The organism is Streptomyces sp. NPDC107654 (assembly GCF_055639035.1).
In genome coordinates this window covers 157,006-176,477 of the sequence record NZ_JBVKBI010000001.1, presented here as the reverse complement: position 1 = coordinate 176,477, position 19,472 = coordinate 157,006, and the positions used below count along the sequence as shown (strand labels likewise).

General features: G+C 72.6%; 15 protein-coding genes. 11 read left to right on the top strand and 4 right to left on the bottom strand.

Going from position 1 to position 19,472, the window contains the following annotated elements:
- The first annotated feature begins 25 nt into the window (after positions 1 to 25).
- Positions 26 to 850: a class I SAM-dependent methyltransferase gene (locus tag ACZ7N4_RS00780; protein ID WP_471352252.1), complete on the top strand. Its 825-nt coding sequence runs from the start codon at positions 26 to 28 to the stop codon at positions 848 to 850.
- 297 nt (positions 851 to 1,147) lie between these two features.
- On the top strand, positions 1,148 to 1,531 hold the full coding sequence (locus tag ACZ7N4_RS00775; protein ID WP_189303730.1) for a DUF3040 domain-containing protein: 384 nt from the start codon (positions 1,148 to 1,150) through the stop codon (positions 1,529 to 1,531).
- Positions 1,532 to 1,723: 192 nt separating this feature from the next.
- Here the strand turns inward: ACZ7N4_RS00775 and ACZ7N4_RS00770 are convergent, their stop codons facing one another.
- The 4 genes from ACZ7N4_RS00770 to ACZ7N4_RS00755 form a co-directional block, all read right to left on the bottom strand.
- Positions 1,724 to 4,108 carry a transglutaminase TgpA family protein gene (locus tag ACZ7N4_RS00770; protein ID WP_471352249.1) on the bottom strand — a complete coding sequence of 795 codons (2,385 nt, stop codon included), beginning with the start codon at positions 4,106 to 4,108 and terminating at the stop codon, positions 1,724 to 1,726.
- Complete coding sequence (locus ACZ7N4_RS00765; protein WP_471352246.1) at positions 4,105 to 5,466, bottom strand: DUF58 domain-containing protein; 1,362 nt, start codon at positions 5,464 to 5,466, stop codon at positions 4,105 to 4,107. Before ACZ7N4_RS00765 ends, ACZ7N4_RS00770 begins: the two co-directional genes overlap by 4 nt.
- Positions 5,466 to 6,542, bottom strand: coding sequence for an AAA family ATPase (locus ACZ7N4_RS00760; RefSeq protein ID WP_471352243.1), 1,077 nt, complete (start codon positions 6,540 to 6,542; stop codon positions 5,466 to 5,468). Before ACZ7N4_RS00760 ends, ACZ7N4_RS00765 begins: the two co-directional genes overlap by 1 nt.
- 299 nt (positions 6,543 to 6,841) lie before the next feature.
- Positions 6,842 to 7,390: a beta-class carbonic anhydrase gene (locus ACZ7N4_RS00755; protein ID WP_471352240.1), complete on the bottom strand. Its 549-nt coding sequence runs from the start codon at positions 7,388 to 7,390 to the stop codon at positions 6,842 to 6,844.
- A 352-nt stretch (positions 7,391 to 7,742) separates the two neighbouring features.
- Here ACZ7N4_RS00755 and rsmH point away from each other — a divergent pair, with 352 nt between their 5' ends.
- The 9 genes from rsmH to murG all read left to right on the top strand — a co-directional run bounded on the left by rsmH (position 7,743) and on the right by murG (position 19,446).
- Entirely contained in the window at positions 7,743 to 8,699 is a 957-nt protein-coding gene (gene rsmH, locus ACZ7N4_RS00750) for a 16S rRNA (cytosine(1402)-N(4))-methyltransferase RsmH (protein ID WP_471352237.1), read from the top strand.
- 67 nt (positions 8,700 to 8,766) lie between these two features.
- Positions 8,767 to 9,318 (top strand): cell division protein FtsL, encoded by a 552-nt coding sequence (gene ftsL / locus ACZ7N4_RS00745; protein WP_471352234.1) that lies wholly within the window; start codon positions 8,767 to 8,769, stop codon positions 9,316 to 9,318.
- 5 nt (positions 9,319 to 9,323) lie between these two features.
- Positions 9,324 to 11,285, top strand: a complete 1,962-nt coding sequence (locus ACZ7N4_RS00740; protein WP_471352231.1) for a peptidoglycan D,D-transpeptidase FtsI family protein — start codon at positions 9,324 to 9,326, stop codon at positions 11,283 to 11,285.
- A 31-nt stretch (positions 11,286 to 11,316) separates the two neighbouring features.
- Positions 11,317 to 12,972, top strand: coding sequence for a UDP-N-acetylmuramoyl-L-alanyl-D-glutamate--2,6-diaminopimelate ligase (locus tag ACZ7N4_RS00735; protein WP_471352228.1), 1,656 nt, complete (start codon positions 11,317 to 11,319; stop codon positions 12,970 to 12,972).
- A gap of 28 nt (positions 12,973 to 13,000) precedes the next feature.
- On the top strand, positions 13,001 to 14,407 hold the full coding sequence (locus tag ACZ7N4_RS00730) for a UDP-N-acetylmuramoyl-tripeptide--D-alanyl-D-alanine ligase (RefSeq protein ID WP_471352225.1): 1,407 nt from the start codon (positions 13,001 to 13,003) through the stop codon (positions 14,405 to 14,407).
- Complete coding sequence (gene mraY / locus ACZ7N4_RS00725) at positions 14,407 to 15,477, top strand: phospho-N-acetylmuramoyl-pentapeptide-transferase (protein WP_189304042.1); 1,071 nt, start codon at positions 14,407 to 14,409, stop codon at positions 15,475 to 15,477. The genes ACZ7N4_RS00730 and mraY overlap by 1 nt, the downstream gene beginning before the upstream one ends.
- Entirely contained in the window at positions 15,459 to 16,916 is a 1,458-nt protein-coding gene (gene murD / locus ACZ7N4_RS00720; protein WP_471352222.1) for a UDP-N-acetylmuramoyl-L-alanine--D-glutamate ligase, read from the top strand. Before mraY ends, murD begins: the two co-directional genes overlap by 19 nt.
- 67 nt (positions 16,917 to 16,983) lie before the next feature.
- The gene (gene ftsW, locus ACZ7N4_RS00715) at positions 16,984 to 18,351 is read left to right on the top strand and encodes a putative lipid II flippase FtsW (RefSeq protein ID WP_471352219.1); all 1,368 of its coding nucleotides are present in this window, start codon (positions 16,984 to 16,986) and stop codon (positions 18,349 to 18,351) included.
- A 6-nt stretch (positions 18,352 to 18,357) separates the two neighbouring features.
- Entirely contained in the window at positions 18,358 to 19,446 is a 1,089-nt protein-coding gene (gene murG / locus ACZ7N4_RS00710; protein WP_471352216.1) for an undecaprenyldiphospho-muramoylpentapeptide beta-N-acetylglucosaminyltransferase, read from the top strand.
- The last annotated feature ends 26 nt before the right edge of the window (positions 19,447 to 19,472 follow it).

Here is a 19,472-nt window from a genome sequence, read left to right as displayed (position 1 = left end):
CCACCCTGCCGAGGAGTCAACTACCGTGTCGGACCCGACGCGCCCACCCGTCTCCCACCACCCCCGACCGACGTCGCCGCGCTCCGACGCCCCTCGATCCCGCGCCTCACTGCGCAACGCCGTGGTCTGGGACGTCCTGCAGGACGCCCTCGACCGCCGGGTCAAGGCCACGGGCCGGGAATCGCTGGACGTCCTCGACACCGGAGGCGGCAGCGGCAACTTCGCCGTGCCCGTCGCCCGCCTCGGCCACCGGGTCACCGTGGTCGACCCCAGCCCCAACGCCCTGTTCGCGCTGGAGCGCCGCGCCGCCGAGGCCGACGTCGCCGACCGGGTCAAGGGCGTCCAGGGCGACGCGCACGGCCTGTTCGACGTGGTCGAGCGCGGTGGCTACGACGCCGTACTGTGCCACGGCGTCCTGGAGTACGTGGACGACCCGGCCGAGGGCATCCGCAACGCGGTCGCCGCACTGCGCTCCGAAGGCGTCCTGAGCCTGCTCGCCGCCGGCCTCGGCGGTGCCGTGCTCGCCCGCGCCCTCGCCGGCCACTTCACCGAGGCCCGGCAGGCCCTCCAGGACCCCGACGGCCGCTGGGGTGCCGGCGACCCGATGCCCCGCCGCTTCACCGCCGAGCAGCTCACCGCGCTCGTCGAGGGCGCCGGTCTGCGCGTCGGCGCGGTGCACGGCGTGCGGGTCTTCGCCGACCTGGTGCCCGGCGTCCTGGTGGACACCGAGCCCGGCGCCCTCGACGCCCTGCTGAAGCTGGAGGCCGCGGCGGCCGAGCTGCCCGCGTTCCACTCCGTCGCCACCCAGCTGCACGTGCTCGGTGAGACGGCCGGTGCCGCCGGGGCCTGAGCGCCTCACCGGCACCCGGGCGCACCACCGGGACAAGCCGCTGATCAGCGCCTCGGCCGCGGATGGAGTACGCCACAAGCCCCCCGATCGAGGGGTTTGCGCCGTATGATCGAGGTGCACCACCCGGCATGACGGGTCGGCTGCCGGGGAATGGAAGCCTCAGCGAGCCGGGACGGCCATGACGGATTCCGGTTGGCCAGTTGGCGTAGAGGGGCGGGTTTCACGGGGGCGATTCCCTGCCTATCCTGAAGGGACCCCCCGGGTCGCCCCCGGCGACTGCACGATGAGGAGGACTCCGTGCCGCTCTCTGAGCACGAGCAGCGAATGCTTGAGCAGATGGAGCGAGCGCTGTACGCCGAAGACCCCAAGTTCGCGTCGGCGCTTGAGGGAAACGGGCTGCGGACGTACACCCGGCGGCGGGTCTACCAGGCGGTCGCAGGCTTCCTCGCGGGTATCGCGCTCCTCATGGCCGGAATGGTCGCGCAGCTGATCTGGGTCAGCGTGGTCGGTTTCCTCGTCATGCTCGGCTGTGCCGTGCTCGCCGTCACCGGCTGGCGCAAGGCCCCGAAGCCGGGGGAGCAACCCCCGGGCGCGGTGCGCCACCAGCCGCGTCCGAAGCGCTCCGTGATGGACCGCATCGAGCAGCGCTGGCAGCGTCGCCGGGACGAACAGGGACACTGAACAAGGGCCCTGAACGGGGGCACCGACCGCACGGCGCCTTCCCGCGCCGGGCCACAGCGGCGGGCCCCCGCCGCAGCGGACACACGTGAGGGGCGGCCACCGGATGGTGGCCGCCCCTCACGCGTGCCGTCAGCCCAGCTGTCCCCGCCCCTGAGCCCTGCCGCCCCGACGCTCAGCCCAGCCGCCGGACGCTCAGCCCTGCTGCCTCGACGGCCGGCGCAGCGCCGGGCGGGCCGCCGCGACCCGGGCTCGCAGCGCCGACCAGCGGGCCGACACCGCCCACAGCACCCGGACCGAGGAGCGGGGCAGGAACAGCGCCCGCAGCCGTGTCCCGGTGCCCACCGTGGCCCGCAGCCCCTCGGCCACCCGGCGCACATCCTCGGCCGCTCCCGCCGCCGGGTGCGGCCGGGGCGCGTAGAGCACCTGCTCCACCGCGTCCGCCACCCGGTGCACGGCGCCGCCGGCGGCCGGATCGAGACGGCCGAGCCGGACGATCCGGTCGGCGGCCTTGCGCGGGGTCAGCGACTCGTCCGGGGTGATGCCGTGGTCCCAGGCGCTGTCCGTCAGCTCCTGCCAGGCCGCCAGGGTGTGCGCCGCCGCCCCCTCCGCCGTCCGGGCGTGCCCGCCCAGACGCAGCGCGCGCACCCGCTGCCGCCACAGCAGCGGCGACAGGGGCACGGCCAGGACCACCAGTGCGCCCAGCCCGATCAGCAACCGGCCCCACCAGTCCGGACCGCCGTCCTCGTGGTGCGGGACCGCCGCCGCGGACGGGCTGTCACAGGCCTCCAGCCGGCGCGGCCCAGCGGCGCAGCTCTCGCTCGGCGAGGCCGCCACCGAGGGCGCCGAGGACGCGCCCCTGGACGGCAGCGTCTCCTCCGGCAGCGAGCTGCCGGGCGTGTCCGGCTGCGTGTACGACGGGGTGGTGCCGCGGGTCGGGGTCGGCTCGAACCGGGTCCAGCCCACGCCCTCGAAGTACAGCTCGGGCCAGGCGTGCGCGTCCTTCTGGTTCACCGCGATCGTGCCGTCGGCCTGCGGGGTGCCGGGCGCGAAGCCCACCGCGACCCGGGCCGGGATGCCGAGGGTGCGGGCCATCGCCGCCATCGTGAAGGAGAAGTGGACGCAGAAGCCCTCCTTCTGCTTCAGGAAGTTCGCTATGGCGCCGGGACCGCGGCCCACCTTCACCGAGGTGTCGTACTGGAAGCCCCCGGTGACGGCGAACCAGTCCTGGAGCTTCACGGCCTCCTCGTAGTGGTTGTCGGCGCCCGCGGTGATCTCCCTCGCGGTCCGCTCCACCACCTTCGGCAGCGAGGACGGCACCTTGGTGTACTCGTCCTGCAGCGCGGCCGGCGGCTCGGGCGCGGCGGCCAGCTGCTGCGCGGTCGGCCGCACGTCCAGGCTGGTCACCTGGTAGGTCTCGCCACGGGTGGTCTGGCCGCGGTCGCCGACCAGGGTCATCCCGACGGGTTCGTAGCGCCACCGGCCGCCGACCTTCACCCCGCTCGGCGGGTAGGGCATCGGCAGCCAGTTCTGGGCGTACCGGTCCGAGGCCCGGACCGTGGTGCGCACGGTGCCGCGCTTGACGCCGTCGCCCAGGCCGACGGGCGTGGGCAGCCGGTCCGGCACGCCGACGATGTGCCGCTGGGCCGGGGTCCAGGTGGTGCCGTCGAACTCGTCCAGGGAGACGATCCGCAGGTACAGGTCGGAGAGGTCGCTCGTGTCGGTCCGCAGGGACAGCACCTGGCGGTCGTCGTTCGTGTTCAGGTTGTCGCGCAGCGACACCAGCGGGTTGACCGCGGAGACCGTGCCCCCGTGACCGCCTCCCGCCCCCACGCCGGTCCCGGCGGCGTCCAGCAGGCCGCCGTGCATCGCGGGCAGGGCGAGCGGCACCATCAGGGCCACGCCGAGCGCGACCGCGCCGATCCGCCGTCCCGTGCGCACCGGTGCCACGGCACCCGCCTCCGGGGCGCCCGGGGCACGCGGCGCGCCGCCGAAGACCCGGCCCCACTGGGCGAGCCGGTCCCGGCCCTCCGCGAGCAGCAGCATCAGATAGCCGCCCGCCGCCACCAGGAACCACAGCCAGTCGGCGCCGCCGTCGGAGAGCCCCGCGGCCACCGAGTACAGCGCGAGCAGCGGCAGCCCGGCCGGGGCGGCGCTGCGGAAGGTCACCGCGAGCGTGTCCACCAGCAGCCCGATGACCAGCACCCCGCCGATCAGCATCAGCTTGATGCCGTCGGTGACCGGTGCCGGTATCGCGTACCGGCTGACGTCGTCCGCGCCCTGCTGGAGCAGCGCGGCGAAGTACCGGAAGGTGTCCGGGCCGGGCACCAGCCCGGCGATCGCGTGCTGCCGGGCGAAGACCAGGGTCAGCAGCACCAGGGTCACCAGGGCCTGCGCCGCCACGGTCAGCGGCCGGCCCAGCGGCACCCGGCGGGCCGCCGCGCCCACCCCCGCCTGCACGGCCACCAGCGGCACCAGCTGCAGCAGCCAGGTCGGCTCGGCGACCAGGGGCAGCAGCGCGCAGGAGGCCATCAGCGTGGCCGCCGCCGCGCACAGCGCCAGTCGTGCCCGCCCGCTCATCCCCGTGCCTCCCCGTTCACCGCGGCCAGGCCCGAGCGCTCCCGGTCCGCCTGCCGCCACAGTTCGTCCAGCGAGGCGCCGCGCGGCACGCTCAGCGCCGTCCAGCCCGCCTCGCGCAGCATCCGCAGCCGCTCCGCGTGCCCGTCGCCCGGGCGGGGCACGTCGGTCGCCTCCCGCGTCCAGACGTCCGGGTCCAGCACGAAGGCGACGGCGCCGCCGCTGCGCCGGCTCATCTTGGCGACCGTCGTCGCCTGCTCCTCGGTCAGGTCGCCCAGGAACGCGATCAGCAGCCCCTCGTTGCCGCCGCGCAACACGTCGTAGGCCTGGGACAGCCCGGTGCCGTCGGAGTGGTCGATCACCGCGAGGGTGTCCATCAACAGTCCGGCCGCGTCCGCCGTCTCCTGGCCGCTGCCCGCGAAGCCGTCGCCGGTCTCGCCGGGCACCGCGCTGCCGCTGTCGGTCAGCAGCCGCACCGAGAAGCCGCGTTCCAGCATGTGCGCCAGCACCGAGGCGGCACCGGAGACCGCCCACTCGAACGCCGCGTCCGGGCCCGCGCCCTCGTAGGCACCGCCGCGGGTGTCCAGGAGGACCGTGCACCGGGAGCGCCGGGGCTGCTCCTCTCGGCGCACCATCAGCTCGCCGTAGCGGGCGGTGGACCGCCAGTGCACCCGGCGCAGATCGTCGCCGTAGCGGTATCCGCGCGGGATCACGTCGTCCTCGCCGGCCAGGGCCGGCGAGCGCTGCCGCCCGTCGCCGTACCCCTGGGCCTCGCCGGCGAAGCGGACCGGGGCCAGCGGCTCCACGCGCGGGATCACCGTCAGGGTGTCGTACGTCGAGAAGGAGCGGGTCAGCTCGCACATGCCGAAGGGGTCCGTCAGCCGCAGCTGGAGCGGACCCAGCGGATAGCGGCCCCGCAGGTCCGAGCGGACCCGGTAGGAGACCTCGCGGCGACCGCCCGGCTCGACCCGGTCCAGCACGAACCGGGGCCGCGGCCCCAGGACGTAGGGCACCCGGTCCTGGAGCATCAGCAGACCGGTCGGCAGCCGGGAGACGTTGTCCATGCTCAGGTGCACCCGGGCCTCGCTGCCGGCCGGGACGCGCGCGGGGGCGAGGCGGCGGCTCGCGGCCACCCGGTAGCGGGTGCGGTACAGCACGGCCGCGCAGATCAGGGGCAGTACGGCGAGCAGCAGGCCGACCCGCAGCAGTTCGCTCAGACCCAGCACGAACGAACAGACCGCGGCGGCGATCCCGGCCGCGAGGAAGGAGCGGCCCCGGGTGGTGAGACCCGCCAGGGCCGTACGCACCCCGCTGGTCTCCCCGCGGTCGGGGCCGGCCGGAGCGGGCCCCCCGGAACTCATCACAGACTCCGCGGCGGCTGCTGGGGATAGGCCGGGATGGTCCGGCCCACGCCGCCGAAGCCGCTCTGCCGGCCCGGGGCCGCGGGCACCGGTGTGTGCTGCAGGATCTCCAGCACGACCTGCTCGGCCGTACGGCGGTTGAGCTGGGCCTGGGCGGTCGGCAGCAGGCGGTGGGCGAGGACGGCGGTGGCGAGCGCCTGGACGTCGTCCGGCAGCGCGTACTCCCGGCCGGCCAGGGCCGCGGACGCCTTCGCCGCGCGCAGCAGGTGCAGCGTCGCGCGCGGGGAGGCGCCGAGTCTGAGGTCGGGGTGGGTGCGGGTGGCGGCGACCAGCTCGACCGCGTACCGCCGGACCGGCTCGGAGACGTGCACCCCGCGCACGGCCTCGACCAGTTTCACGATCTCGTGCGCGTGCGCCACCGGCTGGAGGTCCTCCAGGGGGCTGACCCCGCCGTGGACGTCCAGCATCCGCAGTTCGGCCTCGACGCTCGGGTAACCGACGGAGACCCGGGCCATGAAGCGGTCGCGCTGGGCCTCGGGCAGCGGGTAGGTGCCCTCCATCTCGACCGGGTTCTGGGTGGCCACCACCATGAAGGGGCTGGGCAGTTCGTACGTCTGCCCGTCGATGGTGACCTGCCGTTCCTCCATGGACTCCAGCAGCGCGGACTGGGTCTTGGGCGAGGCGCGGTTGATCTCGTCGCCGATCACGATCTGCGCGAAGATGGCGCCCGGCTTGAACTCGAAGTCCCGGCGCTGCTGGTCCCAGATCGACACACCGGTGATGTCCGAGGGCAGCAGGTCCGGGGTGAACTGGATGCGCCGCACCGAGCAGTCGATGGACCGCGCCAGCGCCTTGGCGAGCATCGTCTTGCCCACCCCGGGGACGTCCTCGATCAGCAGGTGGCCCTCGGCGAGCAGCACGGTCAGCGCGAGCCGTACGACCTCGGGCTTGCCCTCGATCACGCCTTCCACCGAAGCGCGCACCCGCTCCACCGTGGCGGTCAGATCTTCCCCCGCCCCCGAATTCACTCGGGTGGGGGTGCCCCCGTGGCTCGCACGATCGTCATAGGTCGTCACCCGGCCCTCCTCGGCCCGTTCATTACGGGCCGACGCGTCGTCGTCGCGAAACCGGCCCACCCCGAAACACGGACACCACACCGGAACGGTTCCGAGTGACGTCACACCCCGCATTCTTGCTGCCGTTACCGATTCGTGTCACTCGCCTGTGGACAACTGCCCGCGCGATGTCGGTCTTACGGAGTTTTCGGCCGTAATTTCGACACGGAACGGCGGGGCGGGGACGGCGGGACACGGAGCGGCTGGACACGGAGCAGGACACGGGCGGGGCGGCCGGCCGGTTCGCTCGTGCGGCCGGGTCAGGCCGGGTCGACCTCGCGCAGCAGGCCCGTGCGCACGTCGAAGACGAAGCCCCGGACGTCGTCCTTGTGCAGCAGGAAGGGCGAGGTGCGCACCCGCTGCATGGACTGGCGCACGTCCTGGTCCACGTCCCGGAAGGACTCCACCGCCCAGGCCGGACGCTGGCCGACCTCCATCTCCAGCTCGCTGCGGAATTCCTCGGTGAGGGACTCCATGCCGCAGCCCGTGTGGTGGATCAGCACGATGCTGCGCGTGCCCAGCTTGCGCTGGCTGATGGTCAGGGACCGGATGACGTCGTCGGTGACCACACCGCCCGCGTTGCGGATGGTGTGGCAGTCGCCGAGCTGCAGGCCGAGGGCCTTGTGCAGGTCGAGGCGGGCGTCCATGCAGGCGACGACGGCGACGTGGAGCACCGGGCGGGCGTCCATGCCGGGGTCGGTGAAGGCCTCGGCGTAGTGCCGGTTGGCCTCCACGAGTCGGTCGGTCACGGCGTCGCCAGGAGTTATGGCGCCTTCGGATCCAGTGTGTGCTGCTGCGGAAGTCGTCATACCGACGACGTTAATGGTCACGCAGTGTTCCGGCCTGCTGTGAGAGGGGACAAAGAACGTGATCGCGGCTTGTTGTGAGCTAACCCACAGGTGGGCAAAGCCGGTCCGAACGGGTGGATCGGCCCGAACCGTGATTCCCGCTGTATGGCGGTGCACGACGCGCAGGCCGGTTGATTGACCACGGGACAGCGTGGACTAAAGTGACGCGAAAGCGGGAGACGAGTCTCTCCCCGCTGACGAAACCCCCGGAGACCCCGGCCGCTACCCGGACTCGTCTCCCCGCGCGCGCGGCGCGTACGTACGGCTCGGGGGACCGACGGTGCGTACGGCCCGCCGGAACTGAGAGGCCCCCTTGAGCCAGAGTCGACACGTCCCGGTGATGCTCCAGCGGTGCCTGGACCTGCTGGCACCCGCCCTGGAGCGTCCCGGAGCGGTGGTCGTCGACTGCACCCTCGGCCTCGGCGGGCACAGCGAGGCACTGCTCGGCCGGTTCCCCGAGGCCCGGCTGATCGGCCTCGACCGGGACAAGGAGGCGCTGCGCCTGTCCGGCGAGCGGCTGGCCCCGTACGGGGAGCGCGCCACCCTCGTGCACGCCGTCTACGACGAGCTGCCCGACGTACTGCACCGGCTCGGCATCGCGCGCGTGCAGGGCGTGCTGTTCGACCTCGGGGTCTCCTCCATGCAGCTGGACGAGGCCGACCGCGGCTTCGCCTACGCGCAGGACGCGCCGCTGGACATGCGCATGGACCAGACGACCGGGATCAGCGCCGCCGAGGTGCTCAACACCTACCCGGCCGGGGAACTGGTGCGGATCCTGCGCGCGTACGGCGAGGAGAAGCAGGCCAAGCGGATCGTCGCCGCGATCGTGCGGGAGCGGGAGAAGGAGCCGTTCGACACCAGCGCGCGGCTCGTGGAACTCATCCGGGACGCGCTGCCGCAGGCCGCCAAGCGCACCGGGGGGAACCCGGCCAAGCGCACCTTCCAGGCGCTGCGCATCGAGGTCAACGGCGAACTGTCCGTCCTTGAGCGGGCGATCCCGGCCGCCGTGAAGGCGCTGGACGTCGGCGGGCGGGTCGCCGTGCTGTCGTACCACTCGCTCGAAGACCGTCTGGTCAAGCACGTGTTCGCGGCCGGCGCCGCCACCACCGCGCCGCCCGGGCTGCCCGTCGTGCCCGAGCGCTACCAGCCGAGGCTCAAGCTGCTCACCCGTGGTGCCGAACTTCCCACCGAGGAAGAGATCGCCGAGAACCGCCGGGCCGCGCCGGCCAGGCTGCGGGGTGCCGAGCGCATCAGGGAGGACGTGGAGTGAGCGAGACGGGTCGGAAGGTCTTCCCCGCGCACCGGGGAAGCGGCTGCCCGCAGGCACCGGGGGAGCAGTGAGCAGGAAACCCGCGCTGAAGGGGAGGGCCGCCCGGCTCGCCCGGCTCTTCCCGGCCGGCCGGGCCCGGGCGGCCCGTACCCCGTTCGTCCTGCTCGTCGTCGTGCTCCTCGGCGGCGGTCTGATCGGGCTGCTGGTGCTGAACTCCGCGCTCAGCGAGGGCTCCTTCGCACTCGACGACCTGCAGAAGCAGACGAAGAGCCTCACAGACCAGGAACAGGCGCTCCAGCGGGACATCGACGCCTACTCGTCCCCCGACGCCCTCCAGCGCCGCGCCCGCGAACTCGGCATGGTCCCCGGCGGCGACCCGGCCTTCCTCGGTCCCGACGGCACCGTCAAGGGCGTCCCCAGCGCCGCCGCCCCCGAGCCCGCGGCCCTCACCGCCCCCGCCCAGCTGCCCCCGGCCGCCCCCCTCGCCGTCACCCCGCAGCCCTCCCCTCCGCCGTCCCCCCTCCTCCAGGACGCCCCCGCACCCCCCGCCCCGGCCGCCGCCCCGCCGGCCCCGCCCGCCCTCTCCCAGCCCATCCCGACCCCGACCCCCGGCAGGTGACGGAAGTGTCCGACAGGGAACCGCGCCGCCGTGTGCCCGGGCCCGCCAAGCCTCCGCGGCCGCGGGGTGCCGTCCGGCGGCAGGCCGGGCCCGGTGCCCGGCCGGTGCGCCGACCCGGCGGGGCCCGGCCCCCGGCCGCGCCTCCCCTCCGGCTCGGCAGCCCCCGGCCCCGGCTGCGCCTGGTCAGCCTCGCCCTGACCCTGGTGCTGCTCGCCTTCGTCGTACGGCTGCTCCAGGTCCAGGCCGTCGACGCGAGCGCCTACACGGCACGCGCCGAGCAGAACCGGTACGTGGTGCACACGCTGGCCGCCGAACGTGGCGAGATCACCGACCGCAACGGGGTCGCGCTCGCCGTCAGCGAGGACGCCTACGACATCACGGCCGACCCGACCATGTTCGGCCCCAAGCAGCTGAAGATCGCCGACGGTCCCGAGCGGGCCGCCGCGCTGCTCGCCCCGATCCTCGGCCAGGACCAGGCCGCGCTCGTCAGGAAGCTGCGGCCGGAGAACAGGAACGCCCGCTACACCCGGCTCGCCACCCGGCAGACCCCCCAGGTCTGGAAGCAGATCAAGGACCTGAAGACCGCGCTCGTCAACAAGGCCGAGACGGACCACGGCACCGTCAACGTGCTGGCCGGCGTCTTCGCCGACCCCAGCAGCCAGCGCGTGTACCCCAACGGCGACCTGGCCGCCGGGATACTGGGCTGGGTCAACGCCGACGGCCAGGGCGGCGGCGGCGTCGAGCAGCAGCTGAACAAGCAGCTCTCCGGCAAGGACGGCAAGGTCCGCTACGCCCAGGCCGGCGGGCGCGAGGTGCCGACGGTCGGGTCCACCGAGACACCCGCCGTGCCCGGCGCCGACGTCGAGCTGACCATCGACCGCGACATCCAGTGGGCGGCGCAGAACGCCATCACCGAGCAGGTGAAGAACTCCAAGGCGGACCGCGGCTACGTCATCGTCCAGGACACCCGCACCGGCCAGATCCTGGCCATGGCCAACTCGCCCGGCTTCGACCCGAACGACCTGGCGAAGGCCGACGGCGACGCCATGGGCAACGCGGCCCTCCAGGACGCCTACGAGCCCGGCTCCACCGCCAAGGTGATGTCGATGGCGGCCGTGCTGGAGCGGAACGTCGCGACCCCGCTCACCCACGTCGTCGTACCCAACCGGCTGCACCGCGGCGACCGCCTCTTCCAGGACGACATCGACCACCCCACCTGGAACCTCACGCTCAACGGCGTGCTCGCCAAGTCCAGCAACATCGGCACCATCCTGGCCACCGGCGAACTCGCCAAGAGCCAGCCCGAGGCCAACAAGGTCCTCTACACGTACCTGCGCAAGTTCGGCATCGGCGGCTACACCGGCCTCGGCTTCCCCGGCGAGACGCCCGGCATCCTCGCGCCGCCGCAGAAGTGGTCCACCTCCCAGCAGTACACGATCCCTTTCGGCCAGGGCTTCTCCATCAACGCGATGCAGGCCGCCTCCGTGTACTCGACCATCGCCAACAGCGGCGTCCGCGTCGAACCCACCCTGGTGCGCGGCACCAAGGGCGCCGACGGGCGCTTCACCCCGGCGCCGAAGCCCAAGCGGACCCGGGTCGTCAGCGAGAAGACCGCCAAGGGCGTCGCCCAGATGCTGGAGTCCGTCGTCGACGACGAGCAGGGCACCGGCGTGAAGGCCCGCATCCCCGGGTACCGGGTCGCGGGCAAGACCGGCACGGCCAACCGCGTGGATCCGGCCACCGGCCGCTACCGCGGCTACACCTCGTCGTTCGCCGGTTTCGCCCCCGCCGACAACCCGCGGATCACCGTCTACTGCGCCATCCAGAACGCCACCTCGGGCAGCTACTTCGGTGGCCAGATCTGCGGTCCCATCTACAAGCAGGTGATGGAGTTCGCCCTGAAGACCCTTCAGATCCCGCCGACCGGCGCGAAGGCCGCCAACCTGCCCGTCGAGTACAAGCCCTGATCAGCACCACGGAAACACCAGGAACCAGCTCGTGACAACGATCACCCCCGACGCCGGGAACCACGGGTCCGAGAGCCCCTCACTTCGCTCCGGAGCGGGTGCGCCCGGTACGCTCACCGCCGTGCCACACGCTGATCAGTCCCAAACCACCCAGAAGGGCCAACCCGTGACCTACCCGGGACTGCCCAGGCCGACGCGGCTCCCCGCCATCCCCCTCGCGGAGCTCGCCGACCAGCTGGGTGTCACCGCGCCGGAGGGCGCCGCCGAGATCACGGGGATCACCCACGACTCGCGCGCCGTCCGCCCCGGCGACCTGTACGCCGCCCTCCCGGGCGCCCGTCTGCACGGTGCCGACTTCGTCGCCCAGGCCGCGAGCCTGGGCGCCGTCGCCGTGCTCACCGACCCCACGGGCGCCGAGCGCGCCGCCGCGACCGGACTGCCCGTCCTGGTCCTCGCGGACCCGCGCGCGCGGATGGGGGAGCTGGCGGCCACCATCTACGGCCACCCGGGCCGCGACCTGCTCCAGATCGGCATCACCGGCACCTCCGGCAAGACCACCACCGCCTACCTCGTCAAGGGCGGCCTGGACGCGTCCCGCCCCGCCGGGCTCATCGGCACGGTGGAGATCCGCATCGGCGACGAGCGGATCAAGTCCGAGCGCACCACGCCCGAAGCCACCGACCTCCAGGCGCTGTTCGCCGTCATGCGCGAAGGCGGCGTCGAGTCGGTCGCCATGGAGGTCTCCAGCCACGCCCTGGTCCTCGGCCGGGTCGACGGCTGCGTCTTCGACATCGCCGTCTTCACCAACCTCAGCCCGGAACACATGGAGTTCCACTCCGGCATGGAGGACTACTTCCAGGCCAAGGCACAGCTCTTCACGCCGCAGCGCAGCAAACTCGGCGTGGTCAACGCCGACGACGAGTACGGCCGCCGGCTCGCGCGCGAGGCGACCGTGCCGGTCGTCACCTTCTCCGCCGAGGGCCACCCCGACGCCGACTGGCGCGCCGAGGACGTCCAGGTCGGCCCCATGGACTCGACGTTCACCGTGCTCGGTCCGCGCGGCGAGCGCGTGCACGCCAAGTCGCCGCTGCCGGGCCCCTTCAACGTGGCGAACACCCTCGCCGCCATCGTCGCCCTCGCCGTCGCCGGCCTCGACCCGCAGGCCGCCGCCGACGGCATCGCCGCCGTGCCCGGCGTCCCGGGCCGCCTGGAGCGCGTCGACGCCGGACAGCCCTACCTCGCGGTGGTCGACTACGCCCACAAGACCGACGCCGTCGAGTCGGTGCTCAAGGCGCTGCGCAAGGTCACCAAGGGCCGGCTGCACATCGTCCTCGGCTGCGGCGGCGACCGCGACGAGACCAAGCGCGCCCCGATGGGCGCCGCCGCGGCCCGGCTCGCCGACACGGCCGTACTGACCTCCGACAACCCCCGCTCCGAGGACCCCCTCGCGATCCTCGCCACCATGCTCCAGGGCGCGGCCTCCGTGCCCGCGCACGAGCGCGGCGAGGTGCTCCTCTTCGAGGAACGGGCCGCCGCCATCGCCGCCGCCGTGGGCCGTGCCCAGGCCGGCGACACCGTGCTGGTCGCGGGCAAGGGCCACGAGCAGGGCCAGGACATCGCCGGCGTGATCCGTCCCTTCGACGACCGCCAGGTGCTCCGCGAAGCCATCCAGAACACCCAGGGATGAAAATCCAGAAGACCCAGGGGATGAACTTGTGATCGCCCTCTCCCTCGCCGAGATCGCAGCAGTCGTCGGCGGGCAGACGCACGACATACCGGATCCGTCCGTCCAGGTCACGGGTCCGGTCGTCCGGGACTCCCGCGAGGTGGTGCCGGGCAGCCTGTTCGCCGCCTTCGTCGGCGAGCGCGTGGACGGCCACGACTACGCCGCGCAGGTCGTCGCGGCCGGTGCGGCCGCCGTGCTGGCGTCCCGTCCGGTCGGCGTGCCCGCGATCGTCGTGGAGGACGTCCAGACGGCCCTCGGCGCCCTAGCCCGGCACGTCGTACGCCGGCTCGGTGCGACCCTCGTCGCCCTGACCGGCTCGGCCGGCAAGACCAGCACCAAGGACCTCATCGCGCAGGTGCTCCAGCGCAAGGCCCCGACGGTGTTCACGCCCGGCTCGCTCAACAACGAGATCGGGCTGCCGCTGACCGCCCTGTCCGCCACCGAGGAGACCAGGTTCCTCGTGCTGGAGATGGGCGCCCGCGGCATCGGGCACATCCGCTACCTCGCCGGCCTCACCCCGCCGAGGATCGGCCTGGTGCTCAACGTCGGCACCGCCCACATCGGCGAGTTCGGCGGACGCGAGCAGATCGCCCAGGCCAAGGGCGAACTCGTGGAGGCCCTCCCGGAGGACGGGGCGGCGATCCTCAACGCCGACGACCCGCTGGTGCGCGCCATGGCCTCCCGTACCCAGGCGAAGGTGGTCCTTTTCGGAGAGTCGGCCGAAGCGGACGTACGCGCCGAGAACGTACGACTCACGGACAGCGGACAGCCCGCCTTCAGGCTTCACACACCCTCCGGTGCAGCCGATGTGACCATGCGCCTGTACGGTGAGCACCACGTGTCGAACGCGCTCGCCGCGGCCGCCGTCGCCCATGAGCTGGGCATGTCCGCGGAAGAGATCGCCCTCGCGCTCTCCGAGGCGGGCTCCCTCTCCCGCTGGCGCATGGAGGTCACCGAGCGCCCGGACGGCGTGACCATCGTCAACGACGCCTACAACGCCAACCCCGAGTCCATGCGGGCCGCCCTCAGGGCGCTCGCGGCCATGGGCAAGGGGCGTCGCACGTGGGCGGTGCTCGGCAAGATGGCCGAGCTGGGGGACGAGGCGCTCGCCGAGCACGACGCCGTCGGACGGCTCGCCGTCCGGCTCAACGTCAGCAAGCTCGTCGCCGTCGGGGGGATTGAGGCCTCCTGGCTGCAATTGGGCGCATATAACGAGGGTTCGTGGGGTGAGGAGTCGGTGCACGTGTCCGACGCACAGGCGGCGATCGACCTGTTGCGCAGCGAGTTGCGCCCGGGGGACGTCGTACTCGTGAAGGCGTCCCGTTCGGTGGGTCTGGAGAGCGTCGCCCAGGCGCTCGTCGGAACCGGTGCCGAGGGTGAGGTTGCCGCCCGATGATGAAGCAGATCCTGTTCTCGGGAGTCATTGGCCTCTTCCTGACGCTGGTCGGCACCCCGCTGCTGATCAAGCTTCTCGCCCGCAAGGGCTACGGCCAGTACATCCGTGACGACGGCCCGCGCGAGCACGCCAGCAAGCGCGGTACGCCGACCATGGGCGGTATCGCCTTCATCCTGGCGACGATCGCCGCGTACTTCCTGAGCAAGCTCATCACCGGTTACGCGCCGACCTACTCCGGTCTGCTGGTCCTCGGCCTGATGTTCGGCATGGGCCTGGTCGGCTTCCTCGACGACTACATCAAGATCGTCAAGCGGCGTTCGCTGGGTCTGCGGGCCAAGGCCAAGATGGCCGGCCAGCTGATCGTCGGCATCGCCTTCGCGGTCCTGTCGCTGCAGTTCTCCGACGCCCGCGGCAACACCCCCGCCTCCACGAAGCTGTCGTTCATCACCGACTTCGGCTGGTCCATCGGCCCGGTGCTGTTCGTGGTCTGGGCGCTGTTCATGATCCTCGCGATGTCGAACGGCGTGAACCTCACCGACGGTCTGGACGGCCTCGCCACCGGCGCCTCCGTCCTCGTCTTCGGCGCCTACACCTTCATCGGGGTGTGGCAGTTCCAGGAGTCCTGCGCCAACGCGGGCACCCTGACCAACCCGGGCGCCTGCTACGAGGTGCGCGACCCGCTGGACCTCGCGGTCGTCGCCTCCGCGCTGATGGGCGCCTGCCTCGGCTTCCTGTGGTGGAACACCTCGCCCGCCAAGATCTTCATGGGCGACACCGGCTCGCTGGCCCTCGGCGGTGTGCTGACGGGTCTGGCCATCCTCTCCCGCACGGAGCTGCTGGTGGCCATCATGGGCGGCCTGTTCGTCCTCATCACCATGTCGGTCGTCATCCAGGTCGGTTCCTTCCGGCTCACCGGCAAGCGCGTCTTCCGGATGGCACCGCTCCAGCACCACTTCGAACTCAAGGGCTGGTCCGAGGTCCTGGTGGTGGTCCGCTTCTGGATCATCCAGGGCATCTGTGTGATCGTCGGACTGGGCCTCTTCTACGCGGGATGGGCAGCGGACAAGTGACCTCCTCGGTGCCTTCCGGGCCTTCTGGCCCCTCTGACTTCCAGGGCAAGCACGTCACCGTCGCCGGACTCGGTGTCTCCGGCATCCCGGCGGCCAGAGCACTGCACGCGCGCGGGGCGATCGTCACGGTCGTCAACGACGGCGACGACGCACGCGCGCGCGAACAGGCCGCGGAACTGGAGGCGCTCGGCATCACCGTGCGCCTCGGCGACGGGGCCACCCTGCCGGAGGGCACCGAGCTGATCGTCACCGCGCCCGGCTGGCAGCCCGACAAGCCGCTGTTCCTGGCGGCCGAGGAGGCGGGCGTACCCGTCTGGGGCGACGTGGAGCTGGCCTGGCGGCTGCGCGGTCCCGACGCGGCCCCCTGGCTGGCCGTCACGGGCACCAACGGCAAGACCACGACCGTCCAGATGCTCGCCTCCATCCTGAAGGCGGCGGGCCTGCGCACGGCCGCGGTGGGCAACATCGGAGTCTCCCTGCTGGACGCGGTCCTCGGCGAGGAGCGCTACGACGTGCTCGCCGTGGAGCTGTCCAGCTACCAGCTCCACTGGGCTCCCTCCCTGCGGGCGCACTCCGCGGCGGTCCTCAACATCGCGCCGGACCACCTGGACTGGCACGGTTCCATGGAGGCGTACGCGCGCGACAAGGGCCGTATCTACGAGGGCAACCAGGTCGCCTGCGTCTACAACACCGCCGACAAGGCCACCGAGGACCTGGTGCGCGAGGCCGACGTGGAGGAGGGCTGCCGGGCCGTCGGGTTCACCCTGGGCACGCCCGGGCCCTCCCAACTCGGTGTGGTCGAGGGCATCCTCGTCGACCGGGCCTTCGTGCCGGACCGGCACAAGAACGCCGAGGAGCTGGCCGAGGTCTCCGACGTCCACCCGCCGGCCCCGCACAACATCGCCAACGCCCTTGCCGCCGCGGCCCTCGCGCGTGCCTTCGGGGTGCCCGCCACGGCCGTACGGGACGGTCTGCGGGCCTTCCGCCCGGACGCCCACCGCATCGCGCTCGTCGCCGGCATCGACGGCGTCGCGTACGTGGACGACTCCAAGGCGACCAACACCCACGCCGCGGAAGCCTCGTTGGCGGCGTACGAGTCGATCGTGTGGATCGCGGGCGGTCTGGCGAAGGGCGCGACCTTCGACGAACTGGTCGCCAAGTCGGCGAAGCGGCTGCGCGGAGCCGTCCTGATCGGCGCCGATCGTGCCCTGATCCGTGACGCCCTCGCGCGACACGCGCCGGAAGTACCCGTGGTCGACCTCGACCGGACCGACACTGGGGCGATGCTCCAGGCGGTGACGGAGGCGAAGCGGCTGGCTCAGCCCGGCGACACGGTGCTGCTGGCCCCGGCCTGCGCCTCCATGGACATGTTCACCAACTACAACCAGCGCGGTGACGCGTTCGCGGCGGCGGTCCGCGAACTCGAAGCCGGAGCCTGACCCGGCCGCCCGCCGGGCGGATCTTGGGAGGGACGCGTGGGACGGTCGACGTTCAGTGGAGGCGCCGATGCCCAGTAGCCGTACCGGGAAGCCGCCCGTGCAGCGGGCGTCCCGGCGCCCCCGGCCCCCCGTGCCCCGGCCACCGCGGGAGAACCCCGTGCAACGGCTCTACACGCGTGCGCGCAGGGCCTGGGACCGGCCGCTGACCGCCTACTACCTGATCGTCGGCGGCAGCGTGCTGATCACCGTGCTGGGCCTGGTGATGGTCTACTCGGCCTCCCAGATCACCGCGCTCCAGCTCTCGCTGCCCGGGTCGTACTTCTTCCGCAAGCAGGCCCTCGCCGCGCTCATCGGCGGCGCGCTGCTGTTCGCCGCCTCGCGCATGCCGGTGAAACTGCACCGGGCGCTGGCCTACCCGATCCTCATCGGCGCCGTCTTCCTGATGGCCCTGGTGCAGGTCCCCGGGATAGGGATGGCGGTCAACGGCAACCAGAACTGGATCTCCCTCGGCGGCTCCTTCCAGATCCAGCCCAGCGAGTTCGGCAAGCTCGCCCTGGTGCTGTGGGGAGCGGATCTGATCGCCCGCAAGCAGGAGCGGAAGCTGCTGACCCAGTGGAAGCACATGCTGGTGCCGCTGGTCCCGGTCGCCTTCCTGCTGCTCGGGCTGATCATGCTCGGCGGCGACATGGGCACCGCGATCATTCTCACGGCGATCCTGTTCGGCCTGCTGTGGCTCGCGGGAGCGCCGACCCGCCTGTTCGCGGGCGTGCTGTCCGTGGCCGGCCTGATCGGTGTGACCCTCATCAAGACCAGCCCCAACCGGATGGCCCGGCTCGCCTGCATCGGCGCCACCGAGCCGAAGACCGGGGTCGCCGACTGCTGGCAGGCCGTGCACGGGATCTACGCCCTCGCCTCCGGCGGACTCTTCGGCTCCGGACTCGGCGCGAGTGTGGAAAAATGGGGCCAACTCCCGGAAGCCCACACCGACTTCATCTTCGCCGTCACCGGTGAGGAACTGGGTCTCGCGGGGACGCTGTCGGTGCTCGCCCTGTTCGCGGCTCTAGGCTATGCGGGTATCCGCGTGGCCGGACGCACGGAGGACCCCTTCGTGAGGTACGCCGCGGGAGGCGTGACCACCTGGATCACCGCCCAGGCGGTGATCAACATCGGTGCGGTGCTCGGCCTGCTGCCGATCGCCGGCGTCCCGCTCCCGCTGTTCTCCTACGGAGGGTCAGCCCTGCTGCCGACCATGTTCGCCATCGGGCTGCTGATCGCCTTCGCGCGCGACGAGCCCGCTGCGCGGGCAGCGCTTGCGATGCGGCAACCTCGCTTTGGTAGAAAGCGGGCGGGAGGCTCCGGTGCCGAGCGGGGGCCTCGGAGATGGAACACGATGCGACGGCGTGCCTCGGCGGCGCGTTCGTCCGGAGAGCGGTGAATTTCGGTGCATGTCGTACTCGCCGGTGGGGGGACCGCCGGCCACATCGAGCCCGCGCTCGCCCTCGCGGACGCCCTGCGCAGGCAGGACCCGGGCGTGGGGATCACGGCCCTGGGCACGGAGCGCGGCCTGGAGACCCGGCTCGTCCCGGAGCGCGGCTACGAGCTGGCGCTGATCCCGGCGGTTCCGCTGCCGCGCAAGCCCACCCCCGAGCTGATCACCGTGCCGGGTCGGCTGCGCGGCACGATCAAGGCCGCCGAGCAGATCCTGGAGCGCACCAAGGCGGACTGCGTGGTCGGCTTCGGCGGTTACGTCGCCCTGCCCGGCTACCTGGCCGCCAAGCGCCTCGGTGTGCCCATCGTGATCCACGAGGCCAACGCCCGCCCGGGCCTGGCCAACAAGATCGGCTCGCGGTACGCGGCCCGGGTCGCCGTCTCCACCCCGGACAGCAAGCTGCGTGACGCCCGCTACATCGGCATCCCGCTGCGCCGGTCCATCGCCACGCTGGACCGCGCCGCCGTCCGGCCCGAGGCCCGCCACCGCTTCGGCCTCGACCCGAACCTGCCCACGCTGCTGGTCTCCGGCGGCTCGCAGGGCGCCCGCCGCCTCAACGAGGTCGTGCAGCAGGTGGCGCCCTGGCTGCAGCAGGCCGGCATCCAGATCCTGCACGCGGTCGGCCCGAAGAACGAACTGCCGCAGGTGCAGCAGATGCCGGGAATGCCCCCCTACATCCCGGTAAGTTACCTGGACCGGATGGACCTCGCGTACGCCGCGGCCGACATGATGCTCTGCCGCGCGGGCGCGATGACCGTCGCCGAACTCTCCGCCGTCGGACTCCCGGCCGCCTACGTCCCGCTGCCCATCGGCAACGGCGAACAGCGGCTCAACGCCCAGCCGGTGGTGAAGGCCGGTGGCGGACTCCTCGTGGACGACGCGGAACTGACGCCCGACTGGGTCCAGCAGAACGTGCTGCCCGTGCTCGCCGACCCGCACCGGCTGTACGAGATGTCCCGCGCGGCAAGCGAGTTCGGCCGCCGGGACGCCGACGACCTGCTCGTCGGCATGGTGTACGAGGCGATCGCCTCGCGCCGATAGGACCGTATGACGAAAGGGCAGTGAGC

Excerpts from the sequence above, each read along its gene's own strand:
- ACZ7N4_RS00770 (WP_471352249.1), bottom strand. The coding sequence starts at position 4,108 with ATGAGCGGGCGGGCACGACTGGCGCTGTGCGCGGCGGCGGCCACGCTG.
- mraY (WP_189304042.1), top strand. The coding sequence starts at position 14,407 with ATGAAGCAGATCCTGTTCTCGGGAGTCATTGGCCTCTTCCTGACGCTG.
- murD (WP_471352222.1), top strand. The coding sequence starts at position 15,459 with ATGGGCAGCGGACAAGTGACCTCCTCGGTGCCTTCCGGGCCTTCTGGC.
- ACZ7N4_RS00765 (WP_471352246.1), bottom strand. The coding sequence starts at position 5,466 with ATGAGTTCCGGGGGGCCCGCTCCGGCCGGCCCCGACCGCGGGGAGACC.
- ftsW (WP_471352219.1), top strand. The coding sequence starts at position 16,984 with ATGCCCAGTAGCCGTACCGGGAAGCCGCCCGTGCAGCGGGCGTCCCGG.
- ACZ7N4_RS00755 (WP_471352240.1), bottom strand. The coding sequence starts at position 7,390 with ATGACGACTTCCGCAGCAGCACACACTGGATCCGAAGGCGCCATAACT.